Below are 15,521 nucleotides of genomic sequence, written 5' to 3' on the forward strand. Positions count from 1 at the left end.
CGCATTCGCGAGCAACCCCGCTCCCACATTTTTGATTGGCGTGCGGCCTTGTTTATGCGTTAAGCCGCACTTGTTTTTCCAACTCAAGCTTCAAGCCGGGCTCAAGTTTCAGTTGGCGGGCCAGTTCGTCCAGGTAGGCTTTTTCCATGAAGTTTTCTTCGTCCACCAGCATCACGCTGGCGATGTACATTTCGGCGGCCATTTCCGGGGTGCTGGCGGCGCGGGCGACGTCGGTGGGGTCCAGGGGCTTGTTGAGTTCGGCGTGCAGCCAGTGTTGCAACTCCTGGTCGTTATCCAGCTTGGTAAACTCGCCTTCGATCAAGGCACGCTCGCGCTCATCCACATGGCCGTCAGCCTTGGCCGCGGCCACCAATGCCTTGAGAATGCCTTGGCTGTGTTGTTCGACCTGGGCCGCTGGCAGGCGGTCGATGGTTTGCGGCTCGCCTTGGGGCGCGCTGGCCTGCTGGGACTGCCAGTTGCCGTAAGCCTTGTAGGCAATCACACCCAGTGCGGCCAGGCCGCCGTAGGTGAGCGCTTTGCCACCGAATTTACGCGCCTTCTTGTTGCCCAGCAGCAAGCCCATGGCTCCCGCCGCCAGGGCCCCGCCGCCTGCACCGCCGAGCATGCTGCCGAGCCCGCCACCGCTGAGCAAGCCGCCGAGGGCGCCCTTGTCATTCGACTTAGGCTGCCCACCAGCCTTGTTTTGCAACATATCCTGGCCAGACTTAAGCAGTTGATCGAGCAATCCACGGGTATTCATTCGTAGCCTCCAGACACTTGGGTTCGTAGGACCAATAGGCCTCCAGCGTAAAACTAAGTGCCAAAAAGCCGCGATCTAGAGTGCTTCCAGATGTAACGTTCTACTGCGATGCTGGAAATGTCTTGTTGCATATGCAACGCCATCATCCCGCCATCAATCAATTTGCCTTGTTCATCGAACCGCTTAAGCTATCCGGCGTCTGTTTATTGTCCGTTGCGTTTGGCCGAAGGCATGTCCGAACCGTTATTTCTGATCCGCTACGTGCCAGGAACGGCGCGGGATTTGCTCACGACAGGTTGTCTCTATGCACCGCAGGAATTTGCTCAAAGCATCCATGGCCATTGCGGCTTACACCGGTTTGTCGGCCAGTGGCCTGCTGGCCGCGCAGGCCTGGGCCGGGAATCGGGCTGCCGATGGCAAGGCCGTGGCGTTCGATTTCGAATCGCTCAAGGCCCAGGCCAAGCAATTGGCCACCCGTGGCTACCAGGACACTAAGCAGGTGCTGCCGCCGACCCTGGCTGCCATGACCCCGCAGAATTTCAACGCCATCGGCTATGACCGTAACCATTCGCTGTGGAAAGAGTTGAACGGCCAACTGGACGTGCAGTTCTTCCACGTCGGCATGGGCTTCAAGACGCCGGTGCGCATGCACAGCGTCGACCCCAAGACCCGTGAAGCCCGCGAAGTGCATTTTCGCCCGTCGTTGTTCAACTATGAAAAAACCACGGTGGACACCCAGCAATTGACCGGCGACCTGGGTTTCTCCGGTTTCAAGCTGTTCAAGGCACCGGAGCTGGACCGCCATGACGTGCTGTCGTTTCTGGGCGCCAGCTACTTCCGTGCGGTGGATTCCACCGGCCAGTACGGCCTCTCGGCGCGTGGCCTGGCGATTGATACCTACGCGAAAAAACGCGAGGAGTTCCCCGATTTCACGCAGTTCTGGTTCGAAACTCCGGACAAGGACGCCACGCGCTTTGTGGTCTACGCCCTGCTCGACTCGCCAAGCGCCACCGGTGCCTACCGCTTCGACATCGACTGCCAGGCCAACCAAGTGGTGATGGCGATCGACGCGCACATCAATGCGCGCACCGCCATCGAGCAACTGGGCATCGCGCCCATGACCAGTATGTTCAGCTGCGGCACCCATGAGCGCCGCATGTGCGACACCATCCACCCGCAAATCCACGACTCGGACCGCCTGGCCATGTGGCGCGGCAACGGCGAGTGGATCTGCCGCCCCCTGAACAACCCGGCCAAGTTGCAATTCAACGCGTTCGCCGACACCAACCCCAAAGGCTTCGGCCTGGTGCAGACCGACCATGAGTTCGCCAGCTACCAGGACACCGTCGACTGGTACAGCAAACGCCCAAGCCTGTGGGTTGAACCGACCACGGCCTGGGGCGAAGGCTCCATCGACTTGCTGGAAATCCCCACCACTGGCGAAACCCTGGACAATATCGTGGCCTTCTGGACCCCGAAAAAGCCTGTGGCCGCCGGTGATTCGCTCAACTACGGCTACAAGCTGTACTGGAGCGCACTGCCGCCAGTGAGCACGCCGCTGGCACAGGTCGATGCGACCCGTTCCGGCATGGGCGGCTTTACCGAAGGCTGGGCACCCGGCGAGCATTATCCGAAGGTATGGGCGCGGCGTTTCGCCGTGGACTTCAAGGGCGGCGGCCTGGATCGCCTGCCAGCGGGCACCGGCATCGAGCCCGTGGTGACCTGTTCCCATGGTGAGGTGAAGGACTTCAGTGTGCTGGTGCTGGACAACATCAAGGGCTACCGCATCCTGTTCGACTGGTACCCCACCAGCGACAGCGTGGAACCAGTCGAATTGCGCCTGTTTATACGAACCCAGGACCGCACCCTCAGTGAAACCTGGCTGTATCAGTACTTCCCACCTGCCCCAGAGCAACGCAAATACACCTGATGCCACACTGCACGATCATTCCCACGCAATAACGTGGGAATGATCGGATTTGGCTCAGAATCGCGACACGCTTTTCATCGCGCCAATCAGATAGCGCATCGCCACCTGATCGCTCTCGGTCAGCGCCCGGTATTGCACCAGCAACTCCATCTCATCTGAACTCAACCTTCGACCCCGCAAGGACATCCGGCGACTCAGAAAAGACGCCACTGCACCCGCTACGCCATAGGACTTGGCCATGGACCGCTACTCCTGATATCAGTCAAACACTCCTGGTGCCCATTTCCCAACTCCCGGGAAGCGCAACGGCTTCGCGGACCAACCGCCTGTCTCCCTGGGCCAGGAGTCGGGCTTACCCTTAGCGTAGAAACTATCTCACCATTCGTGGGATTTTTTTAGAGTATTAACTTAAAAAAATAACGTCGGTAATAAAAGCCTACAGCCATTACTCACGCAGGGGTCGATACAGGTGGATGTCTAGCGGTTCTTGCGCATAAAGCTCAGCGTGGGGTTGCTGCAACAAATGGCAACCATGGCGCAGGTAAAAGTCCACGGTGTTACGCGACTCCGTCGCCGAGATATAGAGCGCTTGGACCTCCACTTGCCGGCCGTGCTCGCAAGCCAGCGCCAACAACCGACCGCCCAGGCCAGTACCGCGGGCACTATGGCTGACATGCAGGAATTTCAACTGCCGCATCAGCAAGCCCTGGTGATGGAAGGACCGATTGTCCACCACCACTGCGGCGACCAGCACCGGGCCGTCGAATACGCCCCACAACCACCCGCCGCGCTGGAGGCAGGCATGCAGCGCCACCGCATCCTGTTCAGCCTCGCCTTCAGGCCAGCCGCGCATATCATGATGTGTGGCATACAACACCAGTTCGCCGCAGTCCATGCGATAGCACGCCGGGATCAGCTCCGTACGATCGATGGTTGCCAGCAAAGGGATATCGTCTTCGGTTAACGCGCGTTCCACCAGCATAAGCTTCTCCTGCTTAACAACCGCCAAGGATCAGCCTTCCTATAAACGCGAGCAAGAAAAAACCCACCGTGTCAGGGTGGGTCCGGTAGGGCCGTGTGCAGGATCAATCGCGCAGATCCGACTCATGAATCGGCTGGTCGCGGTGGGTGGCGCGCTGGTATTGCGCGGGCCAGATGGCCTTGCGCCCACCCAGATCATCGTCGGCATGCAAAGGCCAGTACGGGTCGCGGAGCAGTTCCCGGGCCAGGAAGATGATGTCGGCCTGGCAAGTGCGCAGGATATGCTCGGCCTGGGCCGGTTCGGTAATCATGCCAACCGTGCCGGTGGCGATGCCCGACTCCTTGCGCACTCGCTCGGCGAAGCGCGTCTGATAGCCGGGGCCGGTGGGAATCTCGGCATTGGCAGCGGTGCCGCCAGAGGACACGTCGATCAAGTCAACGCCCAAGTCTTTCAGGCGGCGCGCCAACTCCACGGTTTCATCCGGGTTCCAACCATCTTCCACCCAGTCGGTGGCCGACACGCGCACAAACAGCGGCAGCTCCTCTGGCCACACGGCACGCACGGCCCTGGTCACTTCCAGCACCAGGCGAATGCGGTTTTCGAAGGAGCCGCCATAGTGGTCCTGACGCTGGTTGCTGATCGGCGAGAGGAACTGGTGCAGCAGATACCCGTGGGCGGCGTGGATTTCCACCACTTCAAAGCCTGCGGTCAAGGCGCGCTTGGCAGCGGCGACAAAGTCGGCGATCACTTGCTGGATCTGCCCTTCGTCCAGTGGCTTGGGCTGGGTGTGATTGGGGTCGAAGGCAATCGGCGAGGGCCCCACCGGCACCCAGCCGCCCTCCTCCGGCTTGACGCTGCCGTGTTTGCCGATCCATGGCCGATGGGTGCTGGCCTTGCGCCCGGCGTGGGCCAGCTGGATCCCAGCCACCGCGCCCTGGGCCGCGATAAAACGGGTGATGCGCCGCAACGGTTCGATCTGGGCGTCGTTCCACAGGCCCAGGTCCTGGGCGGTGATACGGCCATCGGCGGTCACCGCCGTGGCCTCGGTAAAAATCAGCCCGGCGCCACCCACGGCCCGGCTGCCGAGATGCACCAGGTGCCAGTCATTGGCCAGGCCATCGTCGCTGGAGTATTGGCACATGGGTGAAACCGCGATGCGGTTGAGCAGGGTCAATTGGCGCAGGGTATAAGGTTCGAGCAGCTGACTCATGGCGCACCTCTTCTGGGCTTCATAGGCATTTTTGTAGGAGCGAGCTCGCTCCTACCAGCCTAGTCGACAACCATCGTTTGCACAGGGTTCAGAAGGAAAGCGGGAGCCGATTGCCGGCTCCCGGTAGGCAGCGCCTTACATCTCGACCTGGGTACCCAGCTCGATCACACGGTTGACCGGCAGTTTGAAGAACCGCAGGTTGCCGTTGGCGTTTTTCAACATGAAGGCAAACAACACTTCGCGCCAACGGGCCATGCCTTTGATGCGCGAGGCAATCACCGTTTCACGGCTGAGGAAGTAAGTGGTGCGCATCGGGCTGAAGTCCAGGTCATCCAGATGGCACAGTTTCAGCGCTTCAGGCACATCCGGCTCATCGGTGAAACCGAAGTGCAGGATCACGCGGAAGAAGCCTTCGCCGTAGGCATCCACCTCGAAGCGTCGCGCCGCTGGCACCCGTGGAATGTCTTCGTAAACCACGGTCAACAGTACCACCTGCTCATGCAGCACCTGGTTATGCAACAGGTTATGCAATAGCGCATGGGGCACGGCGTCGGGCCGCGCAGTGAGGAACACTGCCGTACCCTGAACGCGATGGGGCGGCTGTACGCGGATGCTGCTGATGAAGATCGGCAACGGCAGGCCACCCTCGTCGAGACGGCCGACGAGCAATTGCTTGCCGCGCTTCCAGGTGGTCATCAGCACAAACAACACGATCCCCGCCAGTACCGGGAAGGCGCCGCCCTGGAGGATCTTCGGCGCGTTGGCTGCGAAGAACAGGCCATCCACCAACAGGCAGCAGAGCAACAGCGGCACGGCCAGCACCGGTGGCCATTTCCACAGCAGCAGCATCACCGCCGACACCAGGATGGTGGTCATCAGCATGGTGCCCGTCACAGCTACGCCGTAGGCCGAGGCCAGGGCACCGGAGGATTCGAAGCCTAGGACCAGCAGGATCACACCGACCATCAACGACCAGTTCACCGCACCGATGTAGATCTGGCCCTGTTCGGCACTGGAGGTGTGCTGGATATGCATGCGCGGGATGTAACCCAGCTGGATCGCCTGGCGGGTCAACGAGAACGCGCCGGAAATCACCGCCTGGGAAGCAATCACCGTGGCCATGGTGGACAAGCCCACCAACGGGACCAGGGCCCAGCTCGGCGCCAGCAGGTAGAACGGGTTGCGCGCCGCCTCCGGATCGCCCAGCAGCATCGCGCCCTGGCCAAAATAGTTGAGCACCAGCGCCGGCAGCACCAGCAGGAACCAGGCGCGGGCGATGGGTTTGCGGCCGAAGTGGCCCATGTCGGCGTACAACGCTTCAGCGCCGGTCAATGCCAGCACCACCGCGCCGAGGATCGCCACGCCAATACCGGGGTGAACCATGAAGAAGCGCACACCCCATGCCGGGTTCAGTGCATTGAGCACTTCGGGTTGCTGCAGGATGCCGTACACCCCCAGGCCGCCCAACACCAGGAACCAGGTCACCATCACCGGGCCAAACAGCTTGCCGATGCGGTCGGTGCCGTGTTTCTGGATCAGGAACAGCGCCACCAGCACCACCAGGGCAATGGGCACCACCCATTTTTCCAGGCCGTCGAACGCCAGTTCCAAGCCTTCGATGGCCGACAACACCGAAATTGCCGGGGTGATCATGCTGTCGCCGTAGAACAACGCCGCGCCACACAGGCCACACACCACCAGGAAACTGCGCAATTTCGTGTGCTTCCCGGCAGCTCGCCGGGCCAACGCGGTGAGGGCCATGATGCCGCCCTCGCCCTGGTTGTCGGCACGCAGCACGAACAGCACGTACTTGATCGACACCACCCAGACCAGCGACCAGAAGATCAGCGCAAGGATCCCCAAGACACCGTCATGGTTGACCTGCACCCCATAACCGCCGTTGAACACCTCTTTAAGGGTGTAGAGCGGGCTGGTCCCGATATCGCCATAAACCACCCCGACCGCCGCCACTAGCATGCCAATCGGCTTGGCTTTTGAATGCTCGGCACCTGCTGCCTGACTACTTGCCTGACCCATCAACCACTCCTGCCCTTTGACCTGAGGTCTTTTATAAACAGCGCTTCTAAGCTGACCCTAGCATGCGCTGTTTTACTTCTCGTAACAGACGTTTTATTGACCCAAGGGCTTTACCCGTGCGCAACGGCGCGAAGCATAGCGCAGCACTCGTCGTATTTCCCCGTTCAAGTGAACGGGGTGTCGTTTTAGGCAATCAGTCATAGCGGGCACAGCAGCACTTTGGCGCCTTTTTGCCTGCATTGATCACATTTACGGCCAACCGTATATTCCTGGCCCGGCTCAGTCGTGCTGCCTGGGTGGTGTGAGCAGGAGCGCCTTGGCCGGATTACCTGATCAGTCAATCGTGCATTCGCAGGGCGCGCAGTCGATATAAAAACTCAACTATCGGACTGTATCTTTTAAGGTACACTCCTCATGTACGAAGTGAAACACGTACTGTCAATCAACGGCGTGGATATCTTCCAGGCTTGGCTGGATACAGTGCAGGACACGCGTTCGAAAGCAAGAATCACCACCAGAGTGGATCGAGCGTCCCTTGGTCACTTTGGCGTTACCGAGCCAGTGGGTGATGGGGTCTTTGAAATGAAGCTCGATTTCGGCCCGGGGTTTCGCGTGTATTACGCAGTCCAGGATCGAAAAATCATTTTCCTATTGGGCGGTGGTTCGAAGGCCAGACAGCAGAACGATATCGATCAGGCCAAGGCTCTCTGGAAATCTTACAAGGTGCAGCAAAAATGACCATTCGTACCCGCCCGCACGAAGATAGCGTTCTGGAAATGCTTCGCAACGACGAAGCATTCGCCCTCGAATATTTATCTGTCGCGCTTGAGGAAATAGATGAAGCCGGTGGCGAGGACGCTTTCCTTGTCGCTATCCGTCGAGTGGCGGAAGCCCGTGGTGGGATGCTCAGCTTGTCGCAGAACACAGGACTCAATAGAGCAAACCTCTACAGGTCCATCGGCGTCGGCGGCGATCCTAAGCTCTCCACTTTGCTTAAAGTCCTCCAGGCGTTAGGTGTGGGTATGTCTAAAGTGGTATCGCACCGAACCGAACAAGACATCCGGGCTTAAGCGCGCGCCAGTGGCTATGGGGATGACCCGGCGCAGCACTCGTCGCATTTCCCTGCATAAAGCTGGTCAAGTGCGTTGCCCACCGATAGAATTGCGCACTTTTTGATCAGAGGCGCACCAAGCGCCCATCCGTTGCCTTGTCGTGCACGACCGGCAGCGTCATTCAATACCGAGGTTAGACATGTCCACCACCATCGCAAAAGCCAACCCCAAGGTTGGCTTTGTTTCCCTGGGTTGCCCGAAGGCGCTTGTCGACTCCGAGCGCATCCTCACGCAATTGCGTATGGAAGGCTACGACGTCGTGTCCACTTACCAGGACGCCGATGTGGTGGTGGTCAACACCTGCGGCTTCATCGACTCGGCCAAGGCCGAATCCCTGGAAGTGATCGGCGAAGCCATCAAGGAAAACGGCAAGGTCATCGTGACCGGCTGCATGGGGGTGGAAGAAGGCAATATCCGTAACGTGCACCCGAGTGTGCTGGCGGTGACCGGCCCGCAGCAGTACGAGCAAGTGGTCAACGCTGTGCACGAGGTGGTGCCGCCACGCCAGGATCACAACCCGCTGATCGACCTGGTGCCGCCTCAAGGCATCAAGCTGACCCCACGCCACTACGCGTATCTGAAGATTTCCGAAGGCTGCAACCACAGCTGCAGCTTCTGCATAATCCCGTCGATGCGCGGCAAACTGGTAAGCCGCCCGGTGGGTGATGTGCTCGACGAGGCCCAGCGCCTGGTCAAGTCTGGCGTCAAGGAGCTGCTGGTGATCTCCCAGGACACCAGCGCCTACGGCGTCGATGTGAAATACCGCACCGGTTTCTGGAACGGCGCGCCGGTGAAAACCCGCATGACCGAGCTGTGCGAAGCCCTCAGCAGCCTGGGCGTGTGGGTGCGCCTGCACTATGTTTACCCTTACCCGCACGTGGACGAGTTGATCCCGTTGATGGCCGCCGGCAAGATCCTGCCGTACCTGGACATCCCGTTCCAGCACGCCAGCCCGAAAGTGCTCAAGGCGATGAAACGTCCGGCGTTTGAAGACAAGACCCTGGCACGCATCAAGAACTGGCGCGAGATCTGCCCGGAGCTGATCATCCGCTCCACCTTCATCGTCGGTTTCCCCGGCGAGACCGAGGAAGACTTCCAGTACCTGCTGGACTGGCTGACCGAAGCGCAGCTGGACCGCGTCGGTTGCTTCCAGTACTCGCCGGTGGAAGGTGCTCCGGCCAACCTGCTGGACCTGGCCGTGGTGCCGGACGACGTCAAGCAAGACCGTTGGGAGCGCTTCATGGCGCACCAGCAGGCGATCAGCTCGGCACGCCTGCAACTGCGCATCGGCAAGGAAATCGAAGTGCTGATCGATGAAGTCGACGAGCAAGGCGCGGTGGGTCGTTGCTTCTTCGACGCCCCTGAAATTGACGGTAACGTGTTTATCGACGATGCCAGCGGCCTGAAGCCGGGTGACAAAGTCTGGTGCACCGTGACCGACGCCGACGAGTACGACTTGTGGGCTGAAAAGCGCGACTGATCGCACGGTGATAAAAAAGCCTCGCCTCTGAGAAGATGCGGGGCTTTTTTAGGTCTATCGTATTGTCCATCAACCCCGAATACAGCAAGGGACAGCGGGTATGCGTCAGCATTCGGTGATTCACACACCTAAAACCAGCGACTACGCACGCCTGGTGCAGATCTGGGAGGACTCGGTACGCGCCACCCACGACTTCCTCCCGGACAGCTATATCGACATGTTGAAAAACCTGGTGCTGAGCCGCTATCTCGATGCGGTCATGCTGATCTGCACCAAGGACGTGCGCCAGCACATTACCGGCTTCGCCGGGGTGTCGGCGGGCAAGGTGGAAATGCTGTTTATCGACCCGCGCTACCGTGGCCAGGGGCTGGGCCGGCAATTGCTGGGCTACGCGATCGAACACATGAACGCCGATGAACTGGACGTCAACGAACAGAACCCCCAGGCCCTGGGTTTTTACCTCAAGCAAGGCTTCGAGGTGATCGGGCGAACGGACCATGATGGGCTTGGGCAGCCTTATCCGTTGTTGCACCTGCGTCTGCGCCAGCAGCAACAGGCCCGTAATGCCTGAACTGTGGGAGCTGGCTTGCCTGCGAAGGCGTCGGGTCAGTCTACCCATCCGGTGCTGGTATATCGCCATCGCAGGCAAGCCAGCTCCCACATTTGACCCGTGTTGTGTTAGTTAAGTAATTGTTATGGCCGATGTGCTGAAATGGGGCCGGGATTAACCGGCGCCAGGCAGGTACAATAGTGGCCCCCTTTTGTTACGGCCCTTGTCATGACTGACCCCATACGCCTCTCCAAACGCCTTATCGAACTGGTCGGTTGCTCCCGTCGGGAGGCTGAGCTGTTTATCGAAGGCGGCTGGGTCTCGGTGGACGGCGAAGTGATCGACGAGCCGCAGTTCAAGGTCACTGACGAGAAAGTCGAGCTGGACCCGGAAGCTAAAGCCACCGCGCCAGAGCCGGTGACCATCCTGATGCACGCCCCCGCAGGCATGGATGCTGAAACCGCCATGGCCTCGATCAGCGCCGAAACCCTCTCTGAAGAACACCGCTTCGGCAAGCGTCCGCTCAAGGGGCACTTTCTGCGCCTGAGCGCCAGCGCCGACCTGCAAGCCAAAGCCAGTGGCCTGCTGGTGTTTACCCAGGACTGGAAGATTCTGCGCAAGTTGACCGCCGATGCCGCCAAGATCGAGCAGGAATACGTGGTGGAAGTCGAAGGCGACATGGTTGCCCACGGCCTTAACCGCCTGAACCACGGCTTGACCTACAAAGGCAAAGAGCTGCCTGCCGTCAAAGCCAGCTGGCAGAACGAGAACCGCCTGCGCTTTGCGATGAAAAACCCGCAACCCGGCGTGATCGCGCTGTTCTGCGAAGCCGTTGGGCTGAAAGTCATCGCCATCCGCCGCATCCGCATCGGCGGCGTGTCCATCGGCAAAGTGCCAGTGGGCCAATGGCGTTACCTGTCCGGCAAAGAGAAGTTCTAAGCCGTTCCCCTTTTCCCGACACCGCCTGATTCCGGCGGTGTCATCAGTTGAATACCAGGATTGCCCACCATGATTCACAACGACGTACTGCGCAGCGTGCGCTACATGCTCGACATCAGCGACAACAAGATGGTCGAGATCATCAAGCTCGGCGGCATGGACGTGACCAAGGAAGACCTGCTGACCTACCTCAAAAAAGATGAGGAAGAAGGCTTCGTGTTCTGCCCGGATGAAGTCATGGCTCACTTCCTCGATGGCTTGGTGATTTTCAAGCGCGGCAAGGACGAAAGCCGCCCGCCGCAGCCGATCGAAACCCCGGTGACCAACAACATCATCCTGAAAAAGCTGCGCGTGGCCTTCGAACTGAAGGAAGACGACATGCATGCAATCCTCAAGGCGGCGGAGTTCCCGGTGTCCAAGCCAGAGCTGAGCGCGCTGTTCCGTAAGTTTGGTCATACAAACTACCGCACCTGTGGCGATCAGTTGCTGCGTAACTTCCTCAAGGGCCTGACCTTGCGGGTCCGTGCCTAAGCCCATGAGTTACCAGGTCTCGCCCGTCGGCTTCGTACGCTCCTGTTTCAAGGAGAAGTTCGCCATCCCGCGCCAACCGCAACTGGCACCGGCTGCCCGTGGCGTGCTGGAGCTGGTGGCGCCGTTCGACCAGGGTGAGGCGGTGCAGGGGCTGGAGCAGGTCAGCCATGTGTGGCTGCTGTTTCTGTTTCATCAGGCACTGGAAGACAAGCCACGCCTGAAAGTGCGCCCGCCACGCCTGGGCGGCAATACGTCCATGGGTGTGTTTGCCACCCGCGCAACCCATCGTCCCAATGGCATCGGCCAGTCGGTGGTGAAGCTGGACAAGGTGGAACCGGGGCGGTTGTGGATATCGGGCATAGATTTGCTCGATGGCACGCCGGTGCTGGATATCAAGCCGTATGTGCCGTATGCCGATATCGTGGATGCGGCCACCAACGACATCGCCAGCAATGCGCCCGCGCTGATCGGCGTGCAATGGCTCAAGGCTGCACTGCAACAGGCGCAAGGCCATGCACAGCGCCTTGGTGAACCGTTGGTGGAGTTGATTGAACAGTGTCTGGCACAGGATCCGCGGCCGGCGTATCAGGTTCCTACCTCAGAACGGGAATACGGTGTGCGGTTCTGGGATGTGGATGTGCGCTGGCACTACCCGGAGCCGGGGATGATTTGTGTGCTGGAAGTGGTTTCGGCTAAATAGGGCGAAAACCAAATGTGGGAGCTGGCTTGCCTGCGATGCAGACACCTCAGTGGTTCAGTTGAACCGAGGTGATGCTATCGCAGGCAAGCCAGCTCCCACACTTTTTGGATCGCTGGTGTTACTGACTCTGTATTACTTCTCGACGAACGCACGCTCGATCAGGTAGTCACCCGGCTCACGCATCCGTGGCGAAACTTTCAGGCCGAAGCTGTTCAACACTTCGCTGGTCTCATCCAACATGCTTGGGCTGCCGCACAGCATGGCGCGGTCGTCCTCGGGGTTGATCGGCGGCAGGCCGATGTCGCTGAACAGTTTGCCGCTGCGCATCAGGTCGGTCAGGCGACCTTCGTTTTCGAACGGCTCGCGGGTCACGGTCGGGTAGTAGATCAACTTGTCACGCAGGGCCTCGCCGAAGAACTCGTTCTGCGGCAGGTGCTCGGTGATGAATTCGCGGTAGGCGACTTCGTTGACGTAGCGCACGCCGTGGCACAGGATGACTTTTTCGAAACGCTCATAGGTCTCCGGGTCCTGGATCACGCTCATGAATGGAGCGAGGCCAGTACCGGTGCTGAGCAGGTACAGATGCTTGCCCGGCTTCAAATCGTCAAGCACCAGGGTGCCTGTCGGTTTTTTGCTGATGATGATCTCGTCGCCTTCCTTCAGATGCTGCAACTGGGAAGTGAGCGGGCCATCGGGCACCTTGATGCTGAAGAACTCCAGATGCTCTTCCCAGTTCGGGCTGGCAATGGAGTAAGCGCGCATGAGCGGGCGGCCGTTGGGCTGTTGCAGGCCGATCATCACGAACTGACCGTTCTCGAAGCGCAGGCCCGGATCGCGGGTGCACTTGAAGCTGAACAGAGTGTCGTTCCAGTGATGAACACTGAGGACACGCTCGTGGTTCATGTTGCTCATGTACGGGGGACTCCTGGAAATGGGTCTGCGCCAAAGGTAAGGATGCGCAATTGCACAGCATTCTAATGGCGGCGACAATATCTGTTAACTGGATTATTAAGATAAGGGTTATCGGTTATATCGATATGCGATTTACTCTCCGTCAACTGCAAGTTTTCGTCGCCGTCGCCCAGCAGGAAAGCGTCTCGCGCGCTGCTGGCCTTCTGGCCTTATCTCAATCCGCCGCCAGCACCTCAATCACCGAGCTGGAGCGTCAATCCAGCTGTCAATTATTCGACCGCGCCGGTAAACGCCTGAGCCTCAACGCCCTCGGTCACCAGCTGTTGCCCCAGGCGGTGGCATTGCTGGACCAGGCCAAGGAGATCGAAGACCTGCTCAACGGCAAGTCAGGCTTCGGTTCCCTGGCGGTCGGCGCCACGCTGACCATCGGCAATTACCTGGCGACGCTGCTGATTGGCAGCTTTATGCAGCAGCATCCCGAGAGCCAGGTGAAACTGCATGTGCAGAACACTGCGCATATCGTGCATCAGGTGGCGCACTACGAAATTGACCTGGGTCTAATCGAAGGTGACTGCAGCCACCCGGATATCGAAGTGCAAACCTGGGTAGAAGACGAGCTGGTGGTGTTTTGCGCGCCCCAGCATCATCTGGCCAAGCGTGGCGTGGCAAGCATGGATGAGCTGACCCACGAAGCGTGGATCCTGCGCGAACAAGGCTCTGGCACGCGCCTGACCTTTGACCAGGCCATGCGCCATCATCGCAGCGCGCTGAATATCCGCCTGGAGCTGGAACATACCGAGGCAATCAAGCGGGCTGTGGAGTCGGGGTTGGGGATTGGCTGCATTTCGCGGCTGGCGCTGCGCGATGCCTTCCGCCGTGGCAGCCTGGTGCCGGTAGAAACCCCGGACCTGGACCTGGCCCGGCAGTTCTACTTCATCTGGCACAAGCAGAAGTACCAGACCTCGGCGATGCGCGAGTTTCTCGAACTGTGCCGCGCCTTCACCGCTGGGGTGCAGCGCAGCGACGAGATCGTGCTGCCGAGTATCGCGTGATCGTCAGATCAGGATTACGGCCCATACCAGGGTGATCATGGTCAGTGCCACGAATTGCGCGGCGCTGCCCATGTCCTTGGCGTTTTTCGACAGCGGGTGGCGGTCCAGGGAAATACGGTCAATGGCCGCTTCTACCGCTGAGTTAAGCAATTCGACGATCAGCGCCAACAAACACACTGCAATCAGCAGCGCCCGTTCAACCCGGCTGACCTGCAGGAAAAAGCTCACGGGAATCAGGATGACATTCAGCAATACCAGTTGGCGGAATGCCGCCTCGCCAGTGAAAGCCGCACGCAGGCCATCCAGGGAATAGCCCCCTGCATTGAAGATACGTTTGATACCGGTTTGACCCTTGAAAGGCGACATAGATGTAGGCAACTGAACCAAAGAAGTGGGGAAGCTAGATCACGCAAAGTCAAAAAAGCGTGAAGCGGCTGTAACTTAATGTTGCGAGATGGACTCGAGTTGCTGCAAAAGCAACGCCGCCTGAGTGCGCGTACGCACGCCCAACTTACGGAAAATCGCCGTAACGTGGGCCTTGATGGTCGCTTCCGACACACTCAATTCGTAAGCAATCTGCTTGTTCAACAACCCTTCGCAGACCATGGTCAATACTCGGAACTGCTGGGGCGTCAAGCTGGCCAGGCCATCGCGGGCGGCCTTGGCTTCATCGGACACATTGATTTCTTCAAACGCCTGGGGTGGCCAGGACACATCGCCGTCCAACACCGTGCGCACTGCTTTCTGGATATCTTCCATCGCGCTGGACTTGGGAATGAAGCCGCTGGCGCCAAACTCTTTGGAGCGCACCACCACGTCGGCTTCTTCCTGGGCCGACACCATCACCACGGGGATCTGCGGGTATTGGCCACGCAGCAGCACCAGCCCGGAGAAACCGTACGCGCCCGGCATGTTCAGGTCGAGCAACACCAGATCCCAGTCGGATTTTTCAGTCAGGCGGGCTTCCAGTTCGGCAATGCTGGCCACTTCGACCAGACGTACATCGGGGCCAAGGCCCAGGGTTACGGCCTGATGCAGTGCGCTGCGAAACAGCGGGTGGTCATCGGCAATCAGGATTTCGTATGTGGCCATTGGTTAAATGATCCTGTTTTTTATGGGAGCCCTGATGGGTTCAGGGTTCACCAATACACGAGGCGACGGCCAGGCAGCGATCGCCACAGGGCCCGCTCAACGTCAAAAACACATGAAACGACGTCGATAATTCACGGTTGCACCCAATCGGCGCACAGCATGCCCAGCGTAGCCTGGAGGGTCAAGCACTACGCCCGTGGGGATTTTAGCGGGTTGCGGGCTTACAGTGCCATC

The 15,521-nt window shown here is 59.5% G+C and carries 17 protein-coding genes; 9 read left to right on the plus strand and 8 right to left on the minus strand.

From position 1 onward, the window contains the following. Positions 1–52 precede the first annotated feature (52 nt). The gene (locus MHH62_RS09865; protein ID WP_014717192.1) at positions 53–760 is read right to left on the minus strand and encodes a tellurite resistance TerB family protein; all 708 of its coding nucleotides are present in this window, start codon (positions 758–760) and stop codon (positions 53–55) included. A 304-nt stretch (positions 761–1,064) separates the two neighbouring features. Between MHH62_RS09865 and MHH62_RS09870 the strand changes: the two genes are divergently transcribed. Then, positions 1,065–2,690 (plus strand): glucan biosynthesis protein D, encoded by a 1,626-nt coding sequence (locus tag MHH62_RS09870; RefSeq protein WP_339232877.1) that lies wholly within the window; start codon positions 1,065–1,067, stop codon positions 2,688–2,690. Between the two features lie 54 nt (positions 2,691–2,744). Here MHH62_RS09870 and MHH62_RS09875 read toward each other — a convergent pair whose 3' ends face one another. The 4 genes from MHH62_RS09875 to MHH62_RS09890 all read right to left on the minus strand — a co-directional run bounded on the left by MHH62_RS09875 (position 2,745) and on the right by MHH62_RS09890 (position 6,919). After that, positions 2,745–2,930, minus strand: a complete 186-nt coding sequence (locus tag MHH62_RS09875) for a hypothetical protein (RefSeq protein WP_014717190.1) — start codon at positions 2,928–2,930, stop codon at positions 2,745–2,747. Positions 2,931–3,135: 205 nt separating this feature from the next. Continuing rightward, positions 3,136–3,672 carry a GNAT family N-acetyltransferase gene (locus MHH62_RS09880; protein ID WP_014717189.1) on the minus strand — a complete coding sequence of 179 codons (537 nt, stop codon included), beginning with the start codon at positions 3,670–3,672 and terminating at the stop codon, positions 3,136–3,138. 103 nt (positions 3,673–3,775) lie between these two features. Then, positions 3,776–4,882, minus strand: coding sequence for an NADH:flavin oxidoreductase/NADH oxidase (locus MHH62_RS09885; protein WP_019817719.1), 1,107 nt, complete (start codon positions 4,880–4,882; stop codon positions 3,776–3,778). Between the two features lie 135 nt (positions 4,883–5,017). Then, positions 5,018–6,919, minus strand: a complete 1,902-nt coding sequence (locus tag MHH62_RS09890) for a potassium transporter Kup (RefSeq protein WP_339232880.1) — start codon at positions 6,917–6,919, stop codon at positions 5,018–5,020. Positions 6,920–7,333: 414 nt separating this feature from the next. Between MHH62_RS09890 and MHH62_RS09895 the strand changes: the two genes are divergently transcribed. The 7 genes from MHH62_RS09895 (at position 7,334) to tsaA (ending at position 12,231) form a co-directional block, all read left to right on the plus strand. Further along, complete coding sequence (locus tag MHH62_RS09895; RefSeq protein ID WP_339232882.1) at positions 7,334–7,657, plus strand: type II toxin-antitoxin system RelE/ParE family toxin; 324 nt, start codon at positions 7,334–7,336, stop codon at positions 7,655–7,657. Further along, entirely contained in the window at positions 7,654–7,989 is a 336-nt protein-coding gene (locus MHH62_RS09900; protein ID WP_014717185.1) for an addiction module antidote protein, read from the plus strand. Before MHH62_RS09895 ends, MHH62_RS09900 begins: the two co-directional genes overlap by 4 nt. 193 nt (positions 7,990–8,182) lie before the next feature. Continuing rightward, positions 8,183–9,511: a 30S ribosomal protein S12 methylthiotransferase RimO gene (rimO, locus tag MHH62_RS09905; protein WP_169855583.1), complete on the plus strand. Its 1,329-nt coding sequence runs from the start codon at positions 8,183–8,185 to the stop codon at positions 9,509–9,511. A gap of 100 nt (positions 9,512–9,611) precedes the next feature. Then, the gene (locus MHH62_RS09910) at positions 9,612–10,082 is read left to right on the plus strand and encodes a GNAT family N-acetyltransferase (RefSeq protein ID WP_072447648.1); all 471 of its coding nucleotides are present in this window, start codon (positions 9,612–9,614) and stop codon (positions 10,080–10,082) included. Between the two features lie 207 nt (positions 10,083–10,289). Continuing rightward, entirely contained in the window at positions 10,290–11,000 is a 711-nt protein-coding gene (locus MHH62_RS09915) for an rRNA pseudouridine synthase (protein WP_014717183.1), read from the plus strand. 69 nt (positions 11,001–11,069) lie between these two features. After that, positions 11,070–11,531, plus strand: coding sequence for a DUF1456 family protein (locus tag MHH62_RS09920; protein WP_005785469.1), 462 nt, complete (start codon positions 11,070–11,072; stop codon positions 11,529–11,531). A 4-nt stretch (positions 11,532–11,535) separates the two neighbouring features. Further along, positions 11,536–12,231 (plus strand): tRNA (N6-threonylcarbamoyladenosine(37)-N6)-methyltransferase TrmO, encoded by a 696-nt coding sequence (gene tsaA / locus MHH62_RS09925; protein ID WP_014717182.1) that lies wholly within the window; start codon positions 11,536–11,538, stop codon positions 12,229–12,231. 132 nt (positions 12,232–12,363) lie between these two features. On the opposite strand, the gene fpr is transcribed toward tsaA, so the two are convergent. Beyond that, on the minus strand, positions 12,364–13,143 hold the full coding sequence (fpr, locus tag MHH62_RS09930) for a ferredoxin-NADP reductase (protein ID WP_003189055.1): 780 nt from the start codon (positions 13,141–13,143) through the stop codon (positions 12,364–12,366). Between the two features lie 125 nt (positions 13,144–13,268). Here fpr and MHH62_RS09935 point away from each other — a divergent pair, with 125 nt between their 5' ends. Then, entirely contained in the window at positions 13,269–14,195 is a 927-nt protein-coding gene (locus tag MHH62_RS09935) for a LysR family transcriptional regulator (protein ID WP_010212678.1), read from the plus strand. Positions 14,196–14,198: 3 nt separating this feature from the next. Here the strand turns inward: MHH62_RS09935 and MHH62_RS09940 are convergent, their stop codons facing one another. Then, positions 14,199–14,561, minus strand: a complete 363-nt coding sequence (locus MHH62_RS09940; RefSeq protein WP_019817716.1) for a diacylglycerol kinase — start codon at positions 14,559–14,561, stop codon at positions 14,199–14,201. 75 nt (positions 14,562–14,636) lie between these two features. Continuing rightward, a complete protein-coding gene (gene erdR / locus MHH62_RS09945) occupies positions 14,637–15,287 on the minus strand; it encodes a response regulator transcription factor ErdR (protein ID WP_003189050.1) in 651 nt (216 codons plus the stop codon). Positions 15,288–15,521: the final 234 nt, after the last annotated feature.

The organism is Pseudomonas sp. FSL L8-0168 (assembly GCF_037976155.1).
Lineage (GTDB): Bacteria > Pseudomonadota > Gammaproteobacteria > Pseudomonadales > Pseudomonadaceae > Aquipseudomonas > Aquipseudomonas paracarnis.

What these genes read in the sequence shown, in the direction of transcription:
- MHH62_RS09865 (WP_014717192.1), bottom strand. Translation starts at nt 760, where the DNA reads ATGAATACCCGTGGATTGCTCGATCAACTGCTTAAGTCTGGCCAGGAT.
- MHH62_RS09870 (WP_339232877.1), top strand. Translation starts at nt 1,065, where the DNA reads ATGCACCGCAGGAATTTGCTCAAAGCATCCATGGCCATTGCGGCTTAC.
- MHH62_RS09875 (WP_014717190.1), bottom strand. Translation starts at nt 2,930, where the DNA reads ATGGCCAAGTCCTATGGCGTAGCGGGTGCAGTGGCGTCTTTTCTGAGT.
- MHH62_RS09880 (WP_014717189.1), bottom strand. Translation starts at nt 3,672, where the DNA reads ATGCTGGTGGAACGCGCGTTAACCGAAGACGATATCCCTTTGCTGGCA.
- MHH62_RS09885 (WP_019817719.1), bottom strand. Translation starts at nt 4,882, where the DNA reads ATGAGTCAGCTGCTCGAACCTTATACCCTGCGCCAATTGACCCTGCTC.
- MHH62_RS09890 (WP_339232880.1), bottom strand. Translation starts at nt 6,919, where the DNA reads ATGGGTCAGGCAAGTAGTCAGGCAGCAGGTGCCGAGCATTCAAAAGCC.
- MHH62_RS09895 (WP_339232882.1), top strand. Translation starts at nt 7,334, where the DNA reads ATGTACGAAGTGAAACACGTACTGTCAATCAACGGCGTGGATATCTTC.
- MHH62_RS09900 (WP_014717185.1), top strand. Translation starts at nt 7,654, where the DNA reads ATGACCATTCGTACCCGCCCGCACGAAGATAGCGTTCTGGAAATGCTT.
- MHH62_RS09910 (WP_072447648.1), top strand. Translation starts at nt 9,612, where the DNA reads ATGCGTCAGCATTCGGTGATTCACACACCTAAAACCAGCGACTACGCA.
- MHH62_RS09915 (WP_014717183.1), top strand. Translation starts at nt 10,290, where the DNA reads ATGACTGACCCCATACGCCTCTCCAAACGCCTTATCGAACTGGTCGGT.
- MHH62_RS09920 (WP_005785469.1), top strand. Translation starts at nt 11,070, where the DNA reads ATGATTCACAACGACGTACTGCGCAGCGTGCGCTACATGCTCGACATC.
- tsaA (WP_014717182.1), top strand. Translation starts at nt 11,536, where the DNA reads ATGAGTTACCAGGTCTCGCCCGTCGGCTTCGTACGCTCCTGTTTCAAG.
- fpr (WP_003189055.1), bottom strand. Translation starts at nt 13,143, where the DNA reads ATGAGCAACATGAACCACGAGCGTGTCCTCAGTGTTCATCACTGGAAC.
- MHH62_RS09935 (WP_010212678.1), top strand. Translation starts at nt 13,269, where the DNA reads ATGCGATTTACTCTCCGTCAACTGCAAGTTTTCGTCGCCGTCGCCCAG.
- MHH62_RS09940 (WP_019817716.1), bottom strand. Translation starts at nt 14,561, where the DNA reads ATGTCGCCTTTCAAGGGTCAAACCGGTATCAAACGTATCTTCAATGCA.
- erdR (WP_003189050.1), bottom strand. Translation starts at nt 15,287, where the DNA reads ATGGCCACATACGAAATCCTGATTGCCGATGACCACCCGCTGTTTCGC.